Annotated in this window: 15 protein-coding genes; 9 read left to right on the top strand and 6 right to left on the bottom strand. The window is 36.4% G+C overall.

Annotated elements, in window-relative coordinates; translation table 11 throughout:
- Positions 1-94 precede the first annotated feature (94 nt).
- The 6 genes from KXJ69_RS05670 to KXJ69_RS05645 all read left to right on the top strand — a co-directional run bounded on the left by KXJ69_RS05670 (position 95) and on the right by KXJ69_RS05645 (position 8,926).
- A complete protein-coding gene (locus KXJ69_RS05670; protein WP_219052004.1) occupies positions 95-2,050 on the top strand; it encodes a peptidylprolyl isomerase in 1,956 nt (651 codons plus the stop codon).
- Positions 2,051-2,902, top strand: coding sequence for a peptidyl-prolyl cis-trans isomerase (locus tag KXJ69_RS05665; protein ID WP_219052003.1), 852 nt, complete (start codon positions 2,051-2,053; stop codon positions 2,900-2,902).
- A complete protein-coding gene (locus KXJ69_RS05660) occupies positions 2,880-4,322 on the top strand; it encodes a peptidylprolyl isomerase (RefSeq protein WP_308701029.1) in 1,443 nt (480 codons plus the stop codon). Before KXJ69_RS05665 ends, KXJ69_RS05660 begins: the two co-directional genes overlap by 23 nt.
- Positions 4,323-4,341: 19 nt before the next feature.
- A complete protein-coding gene (locus KXJ69_RS05655) occupies positions 4,342-5,295 on the top strand; it encodes an AAA family ATPase (protein WP_219052001.1) in 954 nt (317 codons plus the stop codon).
- A gap of 50 nt (positions 5,296-5,345) precedes the next feature.
- Positions 5,346-6,494 carry an acyltransferase family protein gene (locus KXJ69_RS05650; RefSeq protein ID WP_219052000.1) on the top strand — a complete coding sequence of 383 codons (1,149 nt, stop codon included), beginning with the start codon at positions 5,346-5,348 and terminating at the stop codon, positions 6,492-6,494.
- A gap of 164 nt (positions 6,495-6,658) precedes the next feature.
- Complete coding sequence (locus KXJ69_RS05645) at positions 6,659-8,926, top strand: aconitate hydratase (RefSeq protein ID WP_219051999.1); 2,268 nt, start codon at positions 6,659-6,661, stop codon at positions 8,924-8,926.
- A gap of 59 nt (positions 8,927-8,985) precedes the next feature.
- On the opposite strand, the gene KXJ69_RS05640 is transcribed toward KXJ69_RS05645, so the two are convergent.
- From KXJ69_RS05640 to KXJ69_RS05620, 5 genes are all read right to left on the bottom strand, one after another.
- Positions 8,986-10,371: an FG-GAP-like repeat-containing protein gene (locus tag KXJ69_RS05640; protein ID WP_219051998.1), complete on the bottom strand. Its 1,386-nt coding sequence runs from the start codon at positions 10,369-10,371 to the stop codon at positions 8,986-8,988.
- A gap of 15 nt (positions 10,372-10,386) precedes the next feature.
- Entirely contained in the window at positions 10,387-11,211 is an 825-nt protein-coding gene (locus KXJ69_RS05635) for a sugar phosphate nucleotidyltransferase (protein ID WP_219051997.1), read from the bottom strand.
- Positions 11,201-12,325 carry a mevalonate kinase family protein gene (locus KXJ69_RS05630; protein WP_219051996.1) on the bottom strand — a complete coding sequence of 375 codons (1,125 nt, stop codon included), beginning with the start codon at positions 12,323-12,325 and terminating at the stop codon, positions 11,201-11,203. Before KXJ69_RS05630 ends, KXJ69_RS05635 begins: the two co-directional genes overlap by 11 nt.
- The gene (locus tag KXJ69_RS05625; RefSeq protein ID WP_219051995.1) at positions 12,304-13,665 is read right to left on the bottom strand and encodes a Gfo/Idh/MocA family protein; all 1,362 of its coding nucleotides are present in this window, start codon (positions 13,663-13,665) and stop codon (positions 12,304-12,306) included. The genes KXJ69_RS05630 and KXJ69_RS05625 overlap by 22 nt, the downstream gene beginning before the upstream one ends.
- Positions 13,666-13,764: 99 nt before the next feature.
- Positions 13,765-14,436, bottom strand: a complete 672-nt coding sequence (locus tag KXJ69_RS05620; protein ID WP_219051994.1) for a complement C1q domain-containing protein — start codon at positions 14,434-14,436, stop codon at positions 13,765-13,767.
- Positions 14,437-14,556: 120 nt separating this feature from the next.
- Between KXJ69_RS05620 and KXJ69_RS05615 the strand changes: the two genes are divergently transcribed.
- Together KXJ69_RS05615 and KXJ69_RS05610 are read left to right on the top strand one after the other, a co-directional pair.
- Positions 14,557-15,117, top strand: coding sequence for a TlpA family protein disulfide reductase (locus tag KXJ69_RS05615; protein ID WP_219052314.1), 561 nt, complete (start codon positions 14,557-14,559; stop codon positions 15,115-15,117).
- A gap of 13 nt (positions 15,118-15,130) precedes the next feature.
- The gene (locus KXJ69_RS05610) at positions 15,131-15,601 is read left to right on the top strand and encodes a DUF6495 family protein (protein WP_219051993.1); all 471 of its coding nucleotides are present in this window, start codon (positions 15,131-15,133) and stop codon (positions 15,599-15,601) included.
- Between the two features lie 2 nt (positions 15,602-15,603).
- Here KXJ69_RS05610 and KXJ69_RS05605 read toward each other — a convergent pair whose 3' ends face one another.
- A complete protein-coding gene (locus KXJ69_RS05605; protein WP_219051992.1) occupies positions 15,604-16,845 on the bottom strand; it encodes an ABC transporter permease in 1,242 nt (413 codons plus the stop codon).
- 129 nt (positions 16,846-16,974) lie between these two features.
- Between KXJ69_RS05605 and hisS the strand changes: the two genes are divergently transcribed.
- Positions 16,975-18,345 (top strand): histidine--tRNA ligase, encoded by a 1,371-nt coding sequence (gene hisS / locus KXJ69_RS05600; RefSeq protein WP_219051991.1) that lies wholly within the window; start codon positions 16,975-16,977, stop codon positions 18,343-18,345.
- The last annotated feature ends 13 nt before the right edge of the window (positions 18,346-18,358 follow it).

The raw sequence follows: 18,358 nt of genomic DNA, 5'->3' as shown, positions 1-18,358 counted from the left end.
TTTTGTTAACCAATTTATTTTATAACGTTCTGTTAAGTTACTTGTATTACCCTATGTTTTTTATATTTTTGCGAGGCTTTAAAAAAATAAACCAATGAAAAGAAATCTCATTTTATCTGTTATTATTATTCTTTTTTCACTTAGTTCTTATGCTCAAAAGGACAAAGAGGCATTAATGACTATTAATAATGAGCCCATTTATGCTAAGGAGTTTAAAAGAGTTTATAAAAAGAATTTAGAATTAGTTCAAGAAGAATCACAAAAATCTGTAGATGGATATTTAGATTTATTTATAGATTATAAAATGAAAGTGGCCGAAGCTTATGCACAAAATTTGCATAAGAATAAGGAATACGTCAAGGATTTTGGAAAGTATGAAGAGCAACTTTCACGAAACTATATCTTCGATACAAACATTACAGAAGAGATTATTAAAGAAGCCTATAACAGAAGTTTAGAAGAAGTTGAAGCTTCGCATATTCTTATTAAAACTAGCTGGGACTCATTTCCGCAAGACACCTTGGTAGCCTATAATAAGATAGAGCAAATTAGAAAACGAGCATTGGCTGGGGAAGATTTTAATGAACTTGCCAAAAAGACTTCCGAAGAGCCAGGATCTGATGAAAGAGAAGGAAGATTAGGATATTTTTCTGCTTTCGATATGGTATATCCTTTTGAAAGTGAAGCATATAATACCCCGGTAGGTGGGGTGTCTAATATTATTAGGACTCAGTTTGGGTACCACATTATAAAAGTAACCGATAGAAGAAAAAAGGCAGCTCCTATTGTTACTTCTCATATCATGGTTTCTACAATGAAGGACACTTCTGCGGCAAACGCAAAAGATAGAATTAATGAAATTTATGGATTGCTTCAACAAGGTGAATCCTTTGAAGACCTTGCAAAACAATATTCAGACGATAAAGCTACTGGATTAAATGGTGGTAAAATGCGCCCATTTAGTAAAGGACAACTTAAAGCACCACCTTTTGAGGAAGCCGCTTATTCTTTAAAAAATCCTGGGGATATTTCTAAGCCCGTACAAACACGCTTTGGATGGCACATTATAAGACTTGAAGAAAAATTAGTAATACCTTCTTATGAGGACCAAGTAAATGAATTGGAAAAAACAATTAAGGGAAGTGACAGATTAAAATCTATTACAAGTGCGGTTAATAATAAAATAAAAAAGAAGTATGGTTTTGAATCCTACGATTACCTTCCCTTCTTTGAGACCTTTGTTACTGATAGTATCCTAAAAAAGAAATGGAAATATACACCACTCCCTAAAAAAGATGATAGACCTATTTTCAAAATAGGAGAAAAAGTCTATAGATTTAATGACTTTGCAGCCTATCTTTCAGAAAGACAACCAAAGCTTAAAACTTTTAAATATAAAGGGGCGCTTATTGAAGCTGTTTACGATGAGTTTGAAACCAATGAGCTAAAAGATTATTTTAAACAAAATCTTGAAATGGAAAATGAGGAGTATGCAGGAATTATTCAAGAATATAGAGACGGCTTACTCATTTTTGAAGTAATGGCTAAGAATGTTTGGAACAAAGCGAAAAATGATACTTTAGGACAAAAGGCTTTCTACGAAAAAAACCTAGACAAATATAAATCTCAAAGTCAATTGAACGGGGCTATTTTTACTTCGAGTCAAGAAGAGGTTATTAATCAAGTTGCCGACTTATTAAACCAAGGGGTTTCTCCTATAGAAATTAAGGAGCAAATTAACACAGGGGGCAAAACCAATGTACTAGTGACGTTAGGGTATTTTGATATTAATAGTACCGAATTACCAAAAAACTTCGAGTTAAAGGAAGGTGTTTCAGAAATATATAGAGGTGATACTACGTTTACCATAGTGAAAACAAACTTTATAGCTCCCCCTAGAGTAAAAGGTTTTAATGAAGTAAAGGGTAGGGTAATGAGTGATTTTCAAAATGAATTGGAGAAAGAATGGATAAAATCCTTAAAAGAAAAATATACAGTTAAGGTTAATGAAAAAGCCCTCAAAAAATTAAAAAAAGAACTCGGTTCGTAAATGAAGAATCTTCTTTGGTTGTCCATATTGGTGGTTACAGTGACCTCTTGCGATTATTTTAAGCAAGAAGTGTCCGGAAATCCTGTAGCCAGGGTAAACCAATCTTATTTATATAAAGCAGATTTAAATGAACTATTTTCTGAAACTTCACAATTGGAAGATAGTGCGCAATTGGTAAATAATTATATTAACAGGTGGGCAACACAGCAATTGTTAATAGATAGAGCGAAAGTAAATCTCACCCAAGAACAACTTGATGAGTTTGAACACTTGGTAAATCAATATAAAATAGATTTGTACACACAGGCCTATAAAAACAATATTGTTTCTCGAGAACTGGATAGTTTAGTTAGTAAGCCGGAATTGCTTACTTTTTACGAGCTTAATAAAGAGAATTTTAAACTTAACGACCCTTTATTGAAGCTGCGCTATGTTCATGTGGGAAATAATTTTTCGAAATTAAATTCTCTGTCTGAAAAACTAAAGCGATTCAATAAAGAAGACAAGAAAGAGCTAATGGAAATGAATATTCAGTTTAAATCGTATAACCTAAACGATTCTACATGGATAAAAAGAGATAAGTTACTTGAGAGTCTTCCTATTCTAGCAACTCAATCCCAAGTGTTAAAAAAATCCAATTTTGCTCAATTACAAGACTCATTAGGAGTATATTTACTGCAAATTGAAGATTTTCTGGATAGAAATGATACTGCGCCGCTTCAACATGTCGAAAACACTATCATTCAGATAATTTTAAATCAAAGAAAGCAAGAGCTGATTAAAAAACTTGAAAAGGACATTACCAAAGATGCAATTAAAAATAAAACGTTTGAAATATATCCCCAACAGTAAATTCGGTTTACTACTTGTATTCCTTTCATTTCTTTCGCTTCAAGCGCAAGAAGTAGTCATAGATAGCACGAATGTTATAAAAGAAGAAATCGGTGTTAAACCTAAAGTGAACGATACGGTTAAACCATTTACGCGTTTTAAAGCAGAAGGTGTTTCTGCTGTAATTGGAGAATACGTTGTGCTGGATAGCGATATCGATAAAGGATATTTGGAATTACAGCAACAAGGGATTTCTATAGAAGATGTTACGCGTTGTCAACTATTAGGAAAACTAATGGAAGATAAACTGTATGCACACCATGCGAAAGTAGATAGTTTGATTGTGTCTGATGATGAAGTGAATCAAACACTTGATCAACAATTGGCGTATATCATTAATCAATTTGGTGGTGACGAAGATAAAGTAGCGCAATTTTATAAAAAGGAGAGCATTCAGGAACTACGAGACGAACTTTTTAGCACCAACAAAACCATTATGTTAGGTAATAGAATGCAACAAAAGGTAGTGGAGGATGTTGAGGTGACACCAGAAGAAGTTCGCCAGTTTTTCTTTTCCATTCCTGAAGATGACAGACCTATTTTTAGTGCCGAAGTGGAGGTGGCACAAATTGTAATAGAACCCGAAATAACCGAAGCTGCAAAAAAGAAAGTGATCGATAAGCTTAATGAGTTTAGGAGAGATATTGTGGAAAACGGTTCCAGTTTTGCAACCAAAGCGGTGCTCTATTCCAAAGATGGTTCTGCCTCGCGAGGTGGATTAATAGAAGGAATTAAAAAGAATTCTCCTTTTGCCAAGGAATTTAAAGATGTTGCTTTTTCATTATTAGAGGGCGAAGTAAGTGAGCCTTTTGAAACCGAATTTGGTTTCCACATTGTGACTGTAGATAAAGTGCGTGGACAGGAAATAGATGTGCGTCATATTATTCTTTTCCCAGATGTGTCGCAAGACGTTATTGATAAGGCTAGAGCAAAAATAGATTCTATCCGGGCAGAAATTGTAGCTGGCAATCTAGAATTTGCGGAAGCCGCTAGAAAGTTTTCAAATGAAAAAGAAACGAAAAATAATGGCGGTCAGCTTGTAAATCCTGTGTCTTTTGATACGCGTTTCGATTTAACCAAAATGGATCCCACGCTAAGTGCTCAAGTTTACAATCTTGAAGAAGGGGAAGTTTCTAAAGTATTTACAGATAGAGACTATACAGGAAAGAGTAAGTTTAAGATTTTAACGGTGACTAAAAAATACGCCGAACACCCAGCCGATTATAGCAAAGACTACGAAAAAATTAAGGAATTGGCGTTAAAAGAAAAACAAATTCGAGCCATTGAAAAGTGGCAGGATAAAAAAATAAAAGAAACCTACATTAACGTTAATAGAGATTATTACGACTGCCAATTTTCTAGTAATTGGCTTAATAACTAACCCATAGAAAATAAAACCTATGTCAGATGTTGCTGCTGTGGAACAGTTAGTTTCCAAATACAATGCATTAAAAACCGAAATCAAAAAAGTAATCGTTGGTCAAGACGAAGTGGTGGAGCAGGTATTGCTTTCCATTTTTTCTGGCGGACATGCATTATTAATTGGTGTGCCAGGACTTGCCAAAACACTTTTGGTAAATACGGTAGCAGAAGCATTAGGACTTAAGTTTAAGAGAATTCAGTTTACTCCAGATTTAATGCCGAGTGATATTTTGGGTTCTGAAATTTTGGATAATAACCGCGAATTTAAATTCATTAAAGGGCCAATTTTCGCCAACATTATTTTGGCAGATGAGATTAACCGTACCCCTCCTAAAACACAGGCCGCATTACTAGAAGCGATGCAGGAACGTGCCGTTACCGTTGCAGGACACCATTACAAACTGGATTTACCTTATTTTGTCTTGGCAACCCAAAACCCCATCGAGCAAGAAGGAACTTATCCATTACCAGAAGCACAGTTAGACCGTTTTATGTTTGCCATTAACCTAGACTATCCTTCTTTTTCTGAAGAAGTAGAAGTGGTTAAAGCCACCACTGCTGATAATGATTACCAAGTAAATCCATTATTTTCTGCCGAAGAAATTATTAAATATCAGCATTTAATACGAAGAATTCCTGTAGCAGATAATGTAATTGAATATGCGGTTACTCTTGTGGGAAAAACACGCCCCAAGAGTGATGCTGCCCCACAAATGGTAAAAGATTATATCGATTGGGGAGCAGGGCCACGTGCCTCGCAAAACCTTATTTTGGCTGCAAAAGCAAATGCGGCATTACATGGAAAATTCTCTCCAGATATTGAAGATGTGCAAAAAGCAGCCATTGGTGTGCTTCGTCATCGTCTTATCAAAAACTATAAAGCCGAAGCCGAAGGCCTAACTATTGAAGGGATTATTCAAGGGTTGTATTAATTTCCTTTAGGCATTTTCAGTATATTCGTTAAAACTGAAACAACCTCTTTTTGAAAATAGACTATTCCAAACGAATATTTGGACTCGATATCATGCGAACCACCGCCATATTATTTGTGGTGTGTTCTCATGCATTATGGGTTTTCCCAGATACGGAAGGCTCATTCTATTCATTATTGAGGCTAGCAGGAGTGATGGGAGTAGAAATATTTTTTGTGTTAAGTGGATTTCTTATAGGAAGAATACTTTTCAGAATATTTACCAACGAACATTTTAAACCTGCACACTTATTTTACTTCCTTATTAGGCGCTGGTTTAGAACACTTCCTAATTACTACCTCATTTTGGTACTCAATATATTTGTGGTGTTTTATTTGGGAAGAGAACTCCCAGAAACACTTTGGATGTATTTTGGCTTTCTTCAAAATACTACCTTTGGTATGGACATTTTTTTTACAGAATCGTGGAGTCTTCCCATTGAAGAATTTGCCTATATATTAGGTCCGATACTATTGTATTTACTAGTGCTTCCTAAATTTAAAATTTCTAGAAAAACCATCTTTCTCTTCGTAACGCTCTTTATAATTTTGTTCTTTCTTGCAACCAAATTTATCTATAATAATACCCACGGAGCCACTTCCTTAGAATTCTGGAATATCAATTTAAAAGCGGTTATGCTTTATAGAATTGATGCTATTTATTATGGGGTATTAGCGGCGTTTATTTCTTTGTCATTTCCTAAAAGCTGGAATTCATTTAAGAGCTTTTTCCTCTTTTTGTCCCTCTTCTTTTTTGCTGGAATGCATATTATCATAGGACAGTTGGGAATGAATTCAGAAACTACCCCTCTTTTTTTGAATGTTTTTTATTTGCCGCTTTGCTCTATTTTTATCGCGTTTTCGTTACCCGTTTTGTCGAATATAAAATCAGCTTCAGCCCTTATTTTAAAACCTATTACGTTTATCAGTATCATTTCCTATTCTATGTATTTATTGCATTACTCGATCATTCTTCAATTAATGCATTTTATTCTTGAAATGGATGAGAATACCATGTGGTATAAACTCGTTTTTTCAATAGGATATCTAATTATTACCATCGTGCTTTCGTATGGACTATATCGTTTTTATGAAAAACCGGTTATGGATATACGAGATAAACCCTTTTTTAGGAATTTAATGGCTAAGTCAAAATTGTGAATTTGATAAAATTCATATATAATATTTATCTATTATCTAAAAATAATCACTAAATATTGCTATTTATTGAATTATAATCATCAAATATTCGATTTTGTTGTATTATTTTTAAAGTATTAGTAATTTTTGTAAATTTGCGGGACTTCAAAAAAACGACAAAACCTATGGCATTTGACATCGATATGATTAAAGAGGTGTATTCCAAATTCCCTCAACGTGTAAATAAAGCGCGCGAAATTGTTGGAAAACCTTTAACCCTTTCAGAAAAAATATTATACAGTCATCTTTGGGATGGAAATCCTTCCAAAGTCTATCGACGTGGTAAAGATTACGTTGACTTTGCGCCCGATAGAATTGCGTGTCAAGATGCTACAGCACAAATGGCGCTGCTTCAGTTTATGCAAGCAGGGAAGCCAAAAGTTGCCGTGCCTACCACGGTACATTGTGATCACTTAATTCAGGCAAAATCTGGAGCAGCACAAGATTTAAAGTCGGCATTGTCTTCCAGTAACGAAGTGTTTCACTTTCTTGAATCTGTTTCTGATAAATACGGAATTGGATTCTGGAAACCAGGTGCTGGGATTATTCACCAAGTAGTGTTAGAAAATTATGCCTTCCCTGGCGGAATGATGATTGGTACCGATTCGCATACCGTAAACGCTGGCGGATTGGGAATGGTCGCCATTGGAGTAGGAGGAGCTGATGCGGTAGATGTGATGGCAGGAATGGCTTGGGAATTAAAATTTCCTAAACTTATTGGAGTGCGTTTAACCGGAAAACTTTCGGGGTGGACAGCTCCTAAAGATGTGATTTTAAAAGTAGCTGAAATTCTTACCGTAAAAGGAGGAACAGGAGCCATTGTAGAATATTTTGGGCCTGGAGCCAAGTCAATGTCATGTACAGGAAAAGGAACCATTTGTAATATGGGTGCCGAAATTGGTGCAACGACTTCTACCTTTGGATACGACGAATCTATGGATCGTTACTTACGTGCGACCGATAGACCCGATGTTGCTGATGAAGCTAATAAAATTAAAGAATACTTAACGGCAGATCCAGAGGTGTATGCCAATCCAGAGCAATACTTTGATCAAGTAATCGATATTAATTTAGATGAATTAATGCCATTACTAAACGGTCCTTTTACTCCTGATTTAGCCACACCCGTGGGAACGATGCGTGATAAGGCAACTAAGAATGATTGGCCATTAAAGGTAGAATGGGGATTAATAGGTTCTTGTACCAACTCGTCGTATGAAGATCTTTCTAGAGCGGCATCTATCGCACAACAAGCCTTAGATAAAAAATTAAAAACTAAAGCCGAATTTGGGATTAACCCAGGATCGGAGCAAGTTCGATATACCGCAGAACGCGACGGAATCCTTCAGGTGTTTGAGAAATTGGACGCGAAGATATTTACGAATGCCTGTGGACCGTGTATTGGTCAATGGGCACGTTATGAAGATCCTAAAAACGCTCCTAAAAACTCTATTGTTCATTCGTTTAACCGAAACTTTGCGAAGCGTGCCGATGGAAACCCAAATACACATGCGTTTGTGGCATCGCCCGAAATTACCGCAGCGATTGCCATAGCGGGACGTTTGGATTTTAACCCAATGACCGACAAGTTAATTAACGAAGATGGGGTAGAAGTGATGTTGGACGAGCCAACAGGATGGGAATTACCTCCAAAAGGCTTTGAAGTAAAAGACAATGGATATTTAGAACCAGTAGAAGACGGAAGCGGAGTGGTAGTAAAAGTGGATCCCTCTTCGGAAAGATTACAATTGCTAGAACCATTTGTGCCGATTCAAGATGCAGAATTACAAGGCGTAAAACTATTGATAAAAGCCTTTGGAAAATGTACTACAGACCATATCTCAATGGCGGGACCTTGGTTGCGTTTTAGAGGTCATTTAGATAATATTTCCAACAACACGCTTATTGGAGCGGTGAATGCCTTTAATAAGAAAACCAACTTTGTGAAAAGTCAATTGGATGGAGAATATGGAGGCGTGCCAGATACACAAAGAGCCTACAAAGCACAAGGCATTAAAACCATAGTGGTTGGAGACCATAACTACGGTGAAGGTTCATCTAGAGAGCACGCGGCCATGCAGCCACGTTTCTTAGGAGTAGCTGCGGTATTGGTAAAATCCTTTGCGCGTATTCACGAAACCAACTTAAAAAAGCAAGGAATGTTGGCATTAACTTTTGCCAATGAAAATGACTACGACTTAATAAAAGAAGACGATACCTTTAACTTTGTGGATATCGCCAACTTTGCACCCGATACACCCTTAACCATTGAAGTGGTGCACAAAGATGGAAGCAAGGATATGATTAAAGCCAATCATACTTATAACAAAGCACAGATTGATTGGTATCGAGAAGGTTCTGCTTTAAACTTGATAAAAAAGCAAAATGCATAAATAATAAAGCATTATATAAACAAAAACCCGCTAAGTTATTAGTGGGTTTTTTTATTAATTTAGATTTTTATAATTTTTTTTATGGTTGAATTATTTTCATTATCTATTGCTTTAATGAAGTATATTCCTTCTGTGAGAGATGAAATATTAATATTAATTTCTTCAGATATATCTAAGCTTCTATTATATAATAATACCCCATGTAAATTGTAAATTTCAACTTCTAGGATTTGGAAATTACTTTCAATTAAAATTATATCTTTAATTGGATTTGGATGAATTATAAATTCATTTTTAATAGGATTATTAATAGAAAAAATACCAGAATTTTCATACCAAGAAATTTGATTATTTACTGTGGAATAAGCTATAATATCTTGTAAACCATCGTTGTTAATATCATCAACAAAAATAGGACTTCGGGATCGGTATAAATCTTCAATAATACTTAATCTTGTGAAATTTCCCTGACCGTCATTTTTATAAAAATTTATTGAATTATTACTACCAGAAGAGATAATATCTAAATTTCCGTCAGAATCTAAATCTACTGTCAAAATATTTACTTTAGTAAAGCTACTATTGTTGATAATTAACTCAAAACCAAAATTGCCTAATCCATCATTTTTATACCATGATAGAATGTTATCGTGCGCTAAAATTATATCAAAATCATCATCACTATCAATATCTCTAAATAATAATTTTGAATAATAATCTAAGCCTTGATTAATAGTAATTATATGTTTAGAAAAATCACCTAATCCATCTATATTTTCATACCAAATAATTTCTGGATTAGTAGTGGAATCAAGATTAAATCCAATTATATCTATATCACTATCATTGTCAAAATCTACAAGCTCAAAAGATCTAAGGTAAGAAGCATCAATTATTTGCTCTTCAAAATCTCCTAGGCTATTATTTTTGAACCAACTTAGCTTTGATTCGTTTAGCTCTGATAATGAAACACTTGAAACCCAGTCTCCATCATTATCACCATCTATATCCGCAAATACTATTGCATTTTGAATACCACAAGTACTCAAATAATTAGTTTCAAAGCCATAACTTCCATTACCATCTATATTATTAAATAAATAAACAGATCCACAATCATATGAACTTATATTTGCCAAGATATCCAAATCATTGTCTAAATCAACATCACTTACAACTATCTCATTCCCTACATTAAATGGAGTTTCATAAATCACATGAATAATACTAAAATCACCTGCTCCATCTAAATTTTCAATCCATTTTACCACATTATCCTCGTTTCCAGTAATTAATATATCATTATCTGTATCATCATCAATATCTGCCAAAACTATAGCATTCACTATTTGATTCGTATTAATAGTGTGTTCTTGAAATTGAGAATACACATTAATTTGTATACTACTGAAAAGTATAAAGAAGCTAAATATTTTCGTCTTCATTTTTGTTCTAATATATCAAAGATTTTTAAATTGTTTCAGGATATTTTCAACAATCTTAATATCCTTACTATTTGTCAAATCGGGTACATGCTCCTTTAAGGGGATGCTTTTTACCAAAATCCCTTTTTTAATCATGTGTAAAATAGCATTGGGTAGTTCTTTTTCGTTTCGGGTATGATGGAGTGGGCAATCTCTCAAATAAGTATAAGTATCCGCTCCGTGTAATTTCCAGAGATTCATACTCACACGAAAAACGCCCTGTGTGTCTTTGTAATTTTCAGAAGCTTCCGCCGTGGGTTTTTCAATAATAGCTGTCAAATACCCATCCTTATTTAAAACCACCAAAGCAAAGGACAAAATCTTCTCTTGAGGGAATTGCAAGCCGTCTCTATCATAGCTAATAAACGCATTAGGTGTTGGCTCATCGCGTAACCATTGCAATGCCTTCACCGAATACAAATTATCGCTATTACACACCGTAAAAACTTCCTCTTTCAATTCGGGGTATTGCTCCATGGTTTGGAAAACAGCATCGGCCGTACCCAAGGGTTTTTCTCGGTCTTTAGGAATCTCCTGCGTAGCAAATACAATTTCGATTTCATCGAATCCTTTGAGATTTTTAATAAAACTCTTAAACGCTTCAGCATCTTTGCCCACCACCAAAATGATTTTTTGATAACCCGCTTCCTTTGAGTTGTTAAGCAAATAGGTAAGCACAGGCGGTTTTCCCTTTCCTAAAGGGATCAAGGCTTTTCCTTTAAAATCTTTAGGGTCGTTTAAAGACTTTTTCATTCGGGAGGAGGCACCTGCGGCTAATATGATAAGGGTATTATGCTTCATAATTGACCGAACTTCCGTTAGAAATAATGACAGGATAGGCCGCTTTGGCTCCCGCTTTCAAAAAGGCTTGTGTGATAGCTTCTTCCTTTTCCTTGGATGCTAATACCACCGCACAACCGCCACCGCCGGAACCTACAATTTTTCCTCCGTATGCACCTGCTTCCATGGCAGCTTCAAGCATGGTGTCGATCTTCGGGTGGGATACCTGTAATTTTTCTTTTAAAATGCGGTGATGTTTTGTCATTAATTCTGCTAAATATGTATGATTGGAATTTGCTTTTTGAAATTCTGAAAGCGCTGCTTGTGTAATTTCATGATTTTTGATAGCCGCTTCAAAATAGGGACGGATTTCAATATCTAAAACATTCACATACTTTGAAATATCCGAAACTTTTGCCGTTTGTATTTCAAATTTAGTATCATACTTCTTTACTTTTTGAATGGCTTTTTCAGCCAGTTCACGAGTGTTTTTTAAAGTACCTATAGTTTCCTTGGCAATACCCGATTCGGCTAAAATGAGTCCCTTCAGTTTGGAGCCCAATGGCTGAAATTTAGTTTTTTGACCTGTTTCCAAATAAATCGTATTTCCCAAGGCAATGGTGTATTGATCCATTTTCCCGCCAGGGGAATTGTGTTCTACCACTTCGGCTTCGTAGGCTAATTGCGCAATGAACTGAGGCGTAATTTTTTTATTGCAACCAAAAGTTTTTAATAGAAAGTGAATCCAACCCACATTCAAGGCCGAAGAACTGGAAACTCCTGCATTAATAGGAATATCGCTAGTAATGGTCACCGTAAATCCTTCCGAAGGAATACATCCGTAACGCTTTACCACCCTAAGTCCAGCCAATAAAAAATCGTGAGTCCCTCCAATTCCTTCAAAGTCATCATTCAGTTGAATAACCCTAACTTCCTGAATATCGGGCATAGCGATTTCAAAAAAGGTTTTGCCATTTTTTTTTGCGTCAAAAGTCATAAACCTATTAATGGCACAAGCAATAATGGGTAGTCCTAAATAGTCTTGATGATCGCCAAAAAGGCAGATGCGCGCAGGTGTTTTTACCTTGATATGATTAGGAATTTTATGCAAGATTAATACGCATCTTTCATCCAATTATACGGTTTTCTTTTTACCCAATTCCCACGGGTGAAATCGGGAAAATCTTGCACTTCGCCACCATTGGCAATAGATACTTCCGAAAGCGGAGTAATAGCACTCCAAGCTGCTGCATCGTAAGCATCGAGGGGAGGAGCGATATTCTTTTTAGCACTTTCTACAAAAGCTTGCAGCACAAAAAAGTCCATACCGCCGTGACCAGAGCCTTCAGCAGTTTCGGCATATTTTTTCCACAGCGGGTGATCGTATTGCTCCAGCCAAGCCGTTGCTTCGTCCCATTGATGGGGTTTTGAAGTTTTGTCCTCGATGTAAATTCGGTTACCATCTACTTCCCAAATGCCTTCACTCCCTTGCACTCTAAATCCGAGTGAATAGGGGCGCGGTGAATTACAATCGTGAGTCACAATGATGGTTTCTCCATTGGCCGTTTCTATCATAGAGGTAATAATGTCGCCTTGTTTAAACTTTAGCTTTGCATTGGGGTGATCTATTCCGCCATGTTTTACAATATAATTATGAAGCCCAACGCCTTTAGAAGCCATAGAAGAAATACTAACAAATCGGTTGCCGCGATTGATATCGCTCATCACTGCAATTGGGCCAACGCCGTGGGTTGGATACACATCGGCATTGCGAAGTAAGGAATGTTGTGTTCTCCAAGCCGATTCAGAAATCCCTTTGTCACCAAATTCTACTCCTTTTCCGTAGGCTGTTTTTCCGTCGTTAAATTTAACAAATCGCAGATCATGCTGATAACCACAGCGAAAATGCAAGAGTTCTCCAAAAAGGTTTTGTTTTACCATATTTAATACCGCCATAATATCTCTCCGGTAGCATACATTCTCCAAAATCATAAGATGACTTCCAGTCGCTTCGTGAGTATTGACCAAGTCCCAGCATTCTTCCATGGTATTTGCGGCAGAAACTTCCAAACCTGTATATTTTCCAGCTTTCATAGAGTCTACCGCCATACGAGTATGCCAAAGCCAAGGGGTAGAAATAATGACAGCATCCACATTTTCTAGCTTTAAAAGATTTCGGTAATCATATTCATCTTTGCCAAATACTTTAGGTTTTGCCATTCCTGCTTTTGAAATTAAATCGAGCGCAATGGTATTTCGTCTTTCATCGATATCACAAATGGCCGTAATAATACAGTCATTTCGGTATAAGATATTTTGTAAGTGATTGGTACCACGCAGGCCAACCCCAATAAGGGCAATATTTAATTTTTCTTTGGAAGGGGAAAAATTTTCAGCAAAGGTAAATTGGGGAGCAAGGGTAATTCCTGCACCGAGGATAGCCGATTTTTTGACGAAATCTCTTCTGGAGCTCATAGTTTTTGGTTTTGTATAAAAGTACTATTTTTTTGAAATCCTAAAGGCATAAAAAAAAGGCCTAAATGGCCTTCTTTTGAAATAAAGGTTGGTTAGTAATTATCGAATTTGATTAATAGTGAAAAAACTGTTTGAACCATCCCCGCTTAAATTAACCGTCCCCAGTGCGATGTCTCCTTCCAAAGAAAAATTTATGGTATCTCCAGCTGTTACTTGAATAAAGGTAGAAGTGTTCCTAAAGGGAGGTGTGACATTAACGCCTAGCACCCCTACATTGGCAAAAGAAGAAGTAGCAATAACAGAACCATTATGCCTTATGGAAACCCCAAAGTTGGTGGCGGTTCCTATAGTTGTATGAGTTTCTATTTGAACGTATACTTGATAAATCCCATCTTCTAGTGCCGTAAATGTATAGGAACTGGTATCGTATTCGTTGCTTAGGTCGAAACTTTCGTTATCAAAGGGTATAGTACTTGACCCCGTTAAAAGTGAAACGGCAATAGCCCCTGATGCTGAAAAATTCCCCTTAGCTATGGATGGAATTCCTTTATTTACAACATCATTTGCAGAGATTGTTTTTACAATTCCATCAGTTGAAATTACCAATATTGAATCCTTAGCGATATCTTTGTTGGTTTCAACGGGTACTGTTCGAATGGCTAAATTTCCATTAATGTCTAGTGTTGTTAGAGGATTTGTGGTATTTACACCCACTTGTGAAAAAGCGGTTATTGTTATAAATAACATGCCTAATAATAGATTGTCTCCCATGACCTATAATATTAGATTAAACATTAAAAATATCGATAAAGTGTAAGCTTTATACGATTAAATGTAATGAAATAGTTTTTATTAACAAAAGTTTTGCAAAAAAAAAATAATATAAAATTGATGGTACCCTTTAAAAAACACGGAAGCACAATTTTACTACTTGTATTGGTAGCGCTGCTATTTATACCACAAACAGGAATGCCTATTAAGGTTTTTTTTAACAGACTAATTTCTTTTAGTCCTTCTGAAATAAAGGTTGAAAAAAGAGAAACTATACATGATTTTGATTGGCAATTGGAAGATTTAGAGGGTTCTAATATTAATTTTAATCAGTCTATAGGAAAGGTAACCCTTGTTAATTTTTGGGCCACTTGGTGTCCCCCTTGCGTTGCCGAAATGCCCTCCCTTCAAAATCTATACGACGAATATGGAGACGCAGTAGATTTTTACTTTGTTTCTTTAGAAAGTCCTGAAACACTTGAAAAATTCATTCAGAAAAAAGGGTATCGATTACCCATTTATATTCCACAGGAACAATTACCTAATGGCTTGGAGACAAACTCTTTCCCAACCACCTATCTAATTTCAAAAAATGGAGAAATTGTCATTGATAAAGAGGGAGCTGCCGATTGGGACAGTGAAAAAACTAAAGCTATTATTGAAAAACTTTTAGCAGAGTAACTATTTTTGCCAAATGAAATACAGTCTACTCACAAAAGAACAATTTGAAGAACTCCACCAAGAATTCATCAACTTTTTGGCAACCCAAACCATCACCAAACAAGAATGGGATACTATTAAAGAAAAGCAACCTGAGGTGGCAAAGCAGGAAATGGAAATCTTTAGCGATTTGGTGTGGGAAGGTGTTTTACAAAAAGCTGCTTATCTCGAAAATCATTCGCCAGACCAGTTGTTTCTTTTTAAGATGGAGGCTTCGGAAATGCGACTCATCGTAGTAAAAGTTTCTATTGATAAAATTGACCTCACTACAAAAGAAGGATTAGCGTGGCTTCAGGAGAATATTCATTTAGACGAAGTAGCATTGTTCACGGCTTCAAAAAGCTATTCCGAAGATAAGAACCTCGATATATTTAAACTGATCCAACAGGGTGCCATTATCACTGAAGGCATTTTATTTGAGGTCTTTCAGAAAATCTTACCGTAATATTATTCGTAGCGTAAACTTTCTATAGGGTCTAGTTTTGCCGCTTTGCTAGCAGGGTAGGAGCCTGCAATAACTGCTACCACAAAGGAAATGAGGACCGATGCAAACATCGCCATCCAAGGAAGCGTATATTCAAAATCTACTACTTTGGCAAAGATGAACCCAGTGAGGATCCCTAGAATTATTCCAAGAATGCAACCAAATTGCCCAATGACAATCGTTTCGATAAAAAATTGGGTAGAAATAGTAGAACGCTTGGCTCCCATGGCTTTTCGCACTCCTATCTCACGCGTACGATCAGTAACGGAAACTAACATAATATTCATTAAGGCAATGGAGGATCCCAAAATGGTAATGATGCTAATAATCCAACCAGCGGTTTCCAAAACACCTGTAATTTCTGCAATTCGGTTAATTAGGTCGTCACTGCGCTCAATCCCAAAGTTATTCTTTTCCACTGGATTCAAACGGCGAATGTTTCTAAAAGTAACAATAGCGGCATCTTCAGCCTCTTGCATAAAATCTTTATTATCTACTTTTATGCTTATGGTGTAATTAATATTGGGTTGAGTAAAAATTCCGCGGGCTGCTTGAATAGGGATAAGCACTTTTAAATCTTGGTTATTTCCGAAGGTGGATCCCTTTTCTTCCAGAACACCCACTACTTTAAACTTTACACCACGAACACTAATGGTTTTTCCAATGGGGTTTTCCGTTTCAAATAGACTTTTTAGGTAATCGGAACCAATAAGGCATACTTTGTTGTTATTCTGAATATCAAAAAAGTTGAATTCCCGCCCCATTTGAACCTTTGTTCCTGTATTTTCAAGATAATGCTCATTGACTCCAAAAACTTGCGCTTCGGGGTCGGTTTTTTCATTTTCGTACTTTATTTCGGCAGCATTCGTTCCCATAAAGGAAACCGATGTTTGGGTAAGAGGATAATCGTATGTATCGATAAACTCTCTAATATTATCGTAGCTTATAATGGGATTTATCTTTTGACGTTCTCTCCCGCCTTGTTGCTGGGTTTCAAATTCATATCGCTGAATATTAAAAGTGTTAGAACCCATAGAAGCAAAACTGCCTGAAATAGTATTTTCCAACGCTTTTACAGCGCTTAAAATACCAACCAGCGCCCATATTCCAATTCCAATAATAACGATGGTTAAAATAGTACGAAGCAACTGCGATTTAATAGAATCCAGCGCAATACGTACATTTTCCCGAAAGAGTTTAAACATGCTGTGGTGCGTTATTGTAGCATTAGACTACAAACAAAGCATAAAGTTACCATTAATTTGAAAATCCTTATAATTTCACTCATAAATTAAGATATTTGTACTTCAATAAAACTATTTAAAAAAAGCATCTTGGCACAAAAACCTTCCATACCCAGAGGAACTCGTGATTTTTCACCCGAAGAAGTGGTGAAACGCAATTATATTATGGATACCATTAAGCGTTGTTTTACGACCTACGGATTTCAACCCATCGAAACTCCAAGTTTTGAGAACAGTGAAACTCTCATGGGAAAATATGGGGAAGAAGGCGACCGATTGATTTTTAAGATTTTAAATAGTGGGGATTATTTAAATAAAGTTTCAGCGGATGTTTATTCAGAAAAGGACAGTCTAAAAATGACTTCCTCAATCTCTGAAAAAGCCCTTCGCTACGACCTTACGGTTCCTTTTGCACGCTATGTGGTGCAACACCAAAACGAGATTACTTTTCCTTTTAAACGTTACCAGATGCAGCCCGTTTGGCGGGCAGACCGTCCTCAAAAAGGGCGTTTTAGAGAATTTTATCAGTGTGATGCCGATGTGGTTGGGAGTGATTCTTTATGGCAGGAAGTAGAATTGGTGCAATTATACGATGCGGTTTTTTCGGCATTACAACTGAAAGGCACTACCATTAAAATGAACAACCGCAAAGTGTTGAGCGGCATTGCGGAAGTGATTGGCGAAGCCGATAAATTGATCGATTTTACGGTGGCGTTGGACAAGTTAGATAAAATAGGCGAGGAGGGCGTAAAGAAAGAAATGCGTGAAAAGGGAATTTCTGAAACAGCTATCGATAAGGTACAACCTTTATTTACCGCTAGTGGAAATGCCACAGATAAGTTGAATTTACTAAGCAATTTACTTTCCACTTCACAAGTGGGAATGAAAGGAGTAGAGGAGCTTACCTTTATTGTGAATTCGGTGGAGACACTTGGGCTGCAATCGGCTAGTTTGGAAATTGATGTCACCCTTGCCCGCGGATTGAATTATTACACAGGCGCTATTTTTGAAGTTTCCGCTCCCGAAGGCGTTGCTATGGGAAGTATTGGTGGTGGCGGTCGTTACGACGACTTAACAGGGATTTTTGGGTTAAAAAATATGAGCGGTGTGGGGATTTCTTTTGGTTTGGATCGAATTTATCTCGTGTTGGAAGAATTAGGCTTGTTTCCAGATACGGCTTCAGCAAACACCAAAGTTTTGTTTATCAATTTTGGCGAAGCGGAAGCTTTATATGCTATGAAAGCTATTACGAAGTTACGTCAGCAAGGCATTTCTGCCGAGTTATACCCTGATGCCGCAAAAATGGGCAAACAAATGAGCTATGCCGATAAGCGAAACATTCCGTTTACGGTGTTGGCAGGTGCCAGTGAAATGGATGCTTCCCAATACACTTTAAAAAATATGAAAAGCGGCGAGCAGATTTCATTAGACTATGAAGGGCTTGTAAGAAAACTACAATAAAAGCGACTTAATT

Origin of the sequence: Halomarinibacterium sedimenti (assembly GCF_019312585.1) — a bacterium.
In the GTDB taxonomy this organism is placed as follows: Bacteria; Bacteroidota; Bacteroidia; order Flavobacteriales; family Flavobacteriaceae; genus Halomarinibacterium; species Halomarinibacterium sedimenti.
This window is presented reverse-complemented; position numbering and strand designations above follow the sequence as displayed.

Coding starts and splice junctions, on each gene's coding strand:
- KXJ69_RS05670 (WP_219052004.1), top strand. CDS start 95: ATGAAAAGAAATCTCATTTTATCTGTTATTATTATTCTTTTTTCACTT.
- KXJ69_RS05665 (WP_219052003.1), top strand. CDS start 2,051: ATGAAGAATCTTCTTTGGTTGTCCATATTGGTGGTTACAGTGACCTCT.
- KXJ69_RS05655 (WP_219052001.1), top strand. CDS start 4,342: ATGTCAGATGTTGCTGCTGTGGAACAGTTAGTTTCCAAATACAATGCA.
- KXJ69_RS05645 (WP_219051999.1), top strand. CDS start 6,659: ATGGCATTTGACATCGATATGATTAAAGAGGTGTATTCCAAATTCCCT.
- KXJ69_RS05640 (WP_219051998.1), bottom strand. CDS start 10,371: ATGAAGACGAAAATATTTAGCTTCTTTATACTTTTCAGTAGTATACAA.
- KXJ69_RS05635 (WP_219051997.1), bottom strand. CDS start 11,211: ATGAAGCATAATACCCTTATCATATTAGCCGCAGGTGCCTCCTCCCGA.
- KXJ69_RS05625 (WP_219051995.1), bottom strand. CDS start 13,665: ATGAGCTCCAGAAGAGATTTCGTCAAAAAATCGGCTATCCTCGGTGCA.
- KXJ69_RS05620 (WP_219051994.1), bottom strand. CDS start 14,436: ATGGGAGACAATCTATTATTAGGCATGTTATTTATAACAATAACCGCT.
- KXJ69_RS05615 (WP_219052314.1), top strand. CDS start 14,557: ATGGTACCCTTTAAAAAACACGGAAGCACAATTTTACTACTTGTATTG.
- KXJ69_RS05610 (WP_219051993.1), top strand. CDS start 15,131: ATGAAATACAGTCTACTCACAAAAGAACAATTTGAAGAACTCCACCAA.
- KXJ69_RS05605 (WP_219051992.1), bottom strand. CDS start 16,845: ATGTTTAAACTCTTTCGGGAAAATGTACGTATTGCGCTGGATTCTATT.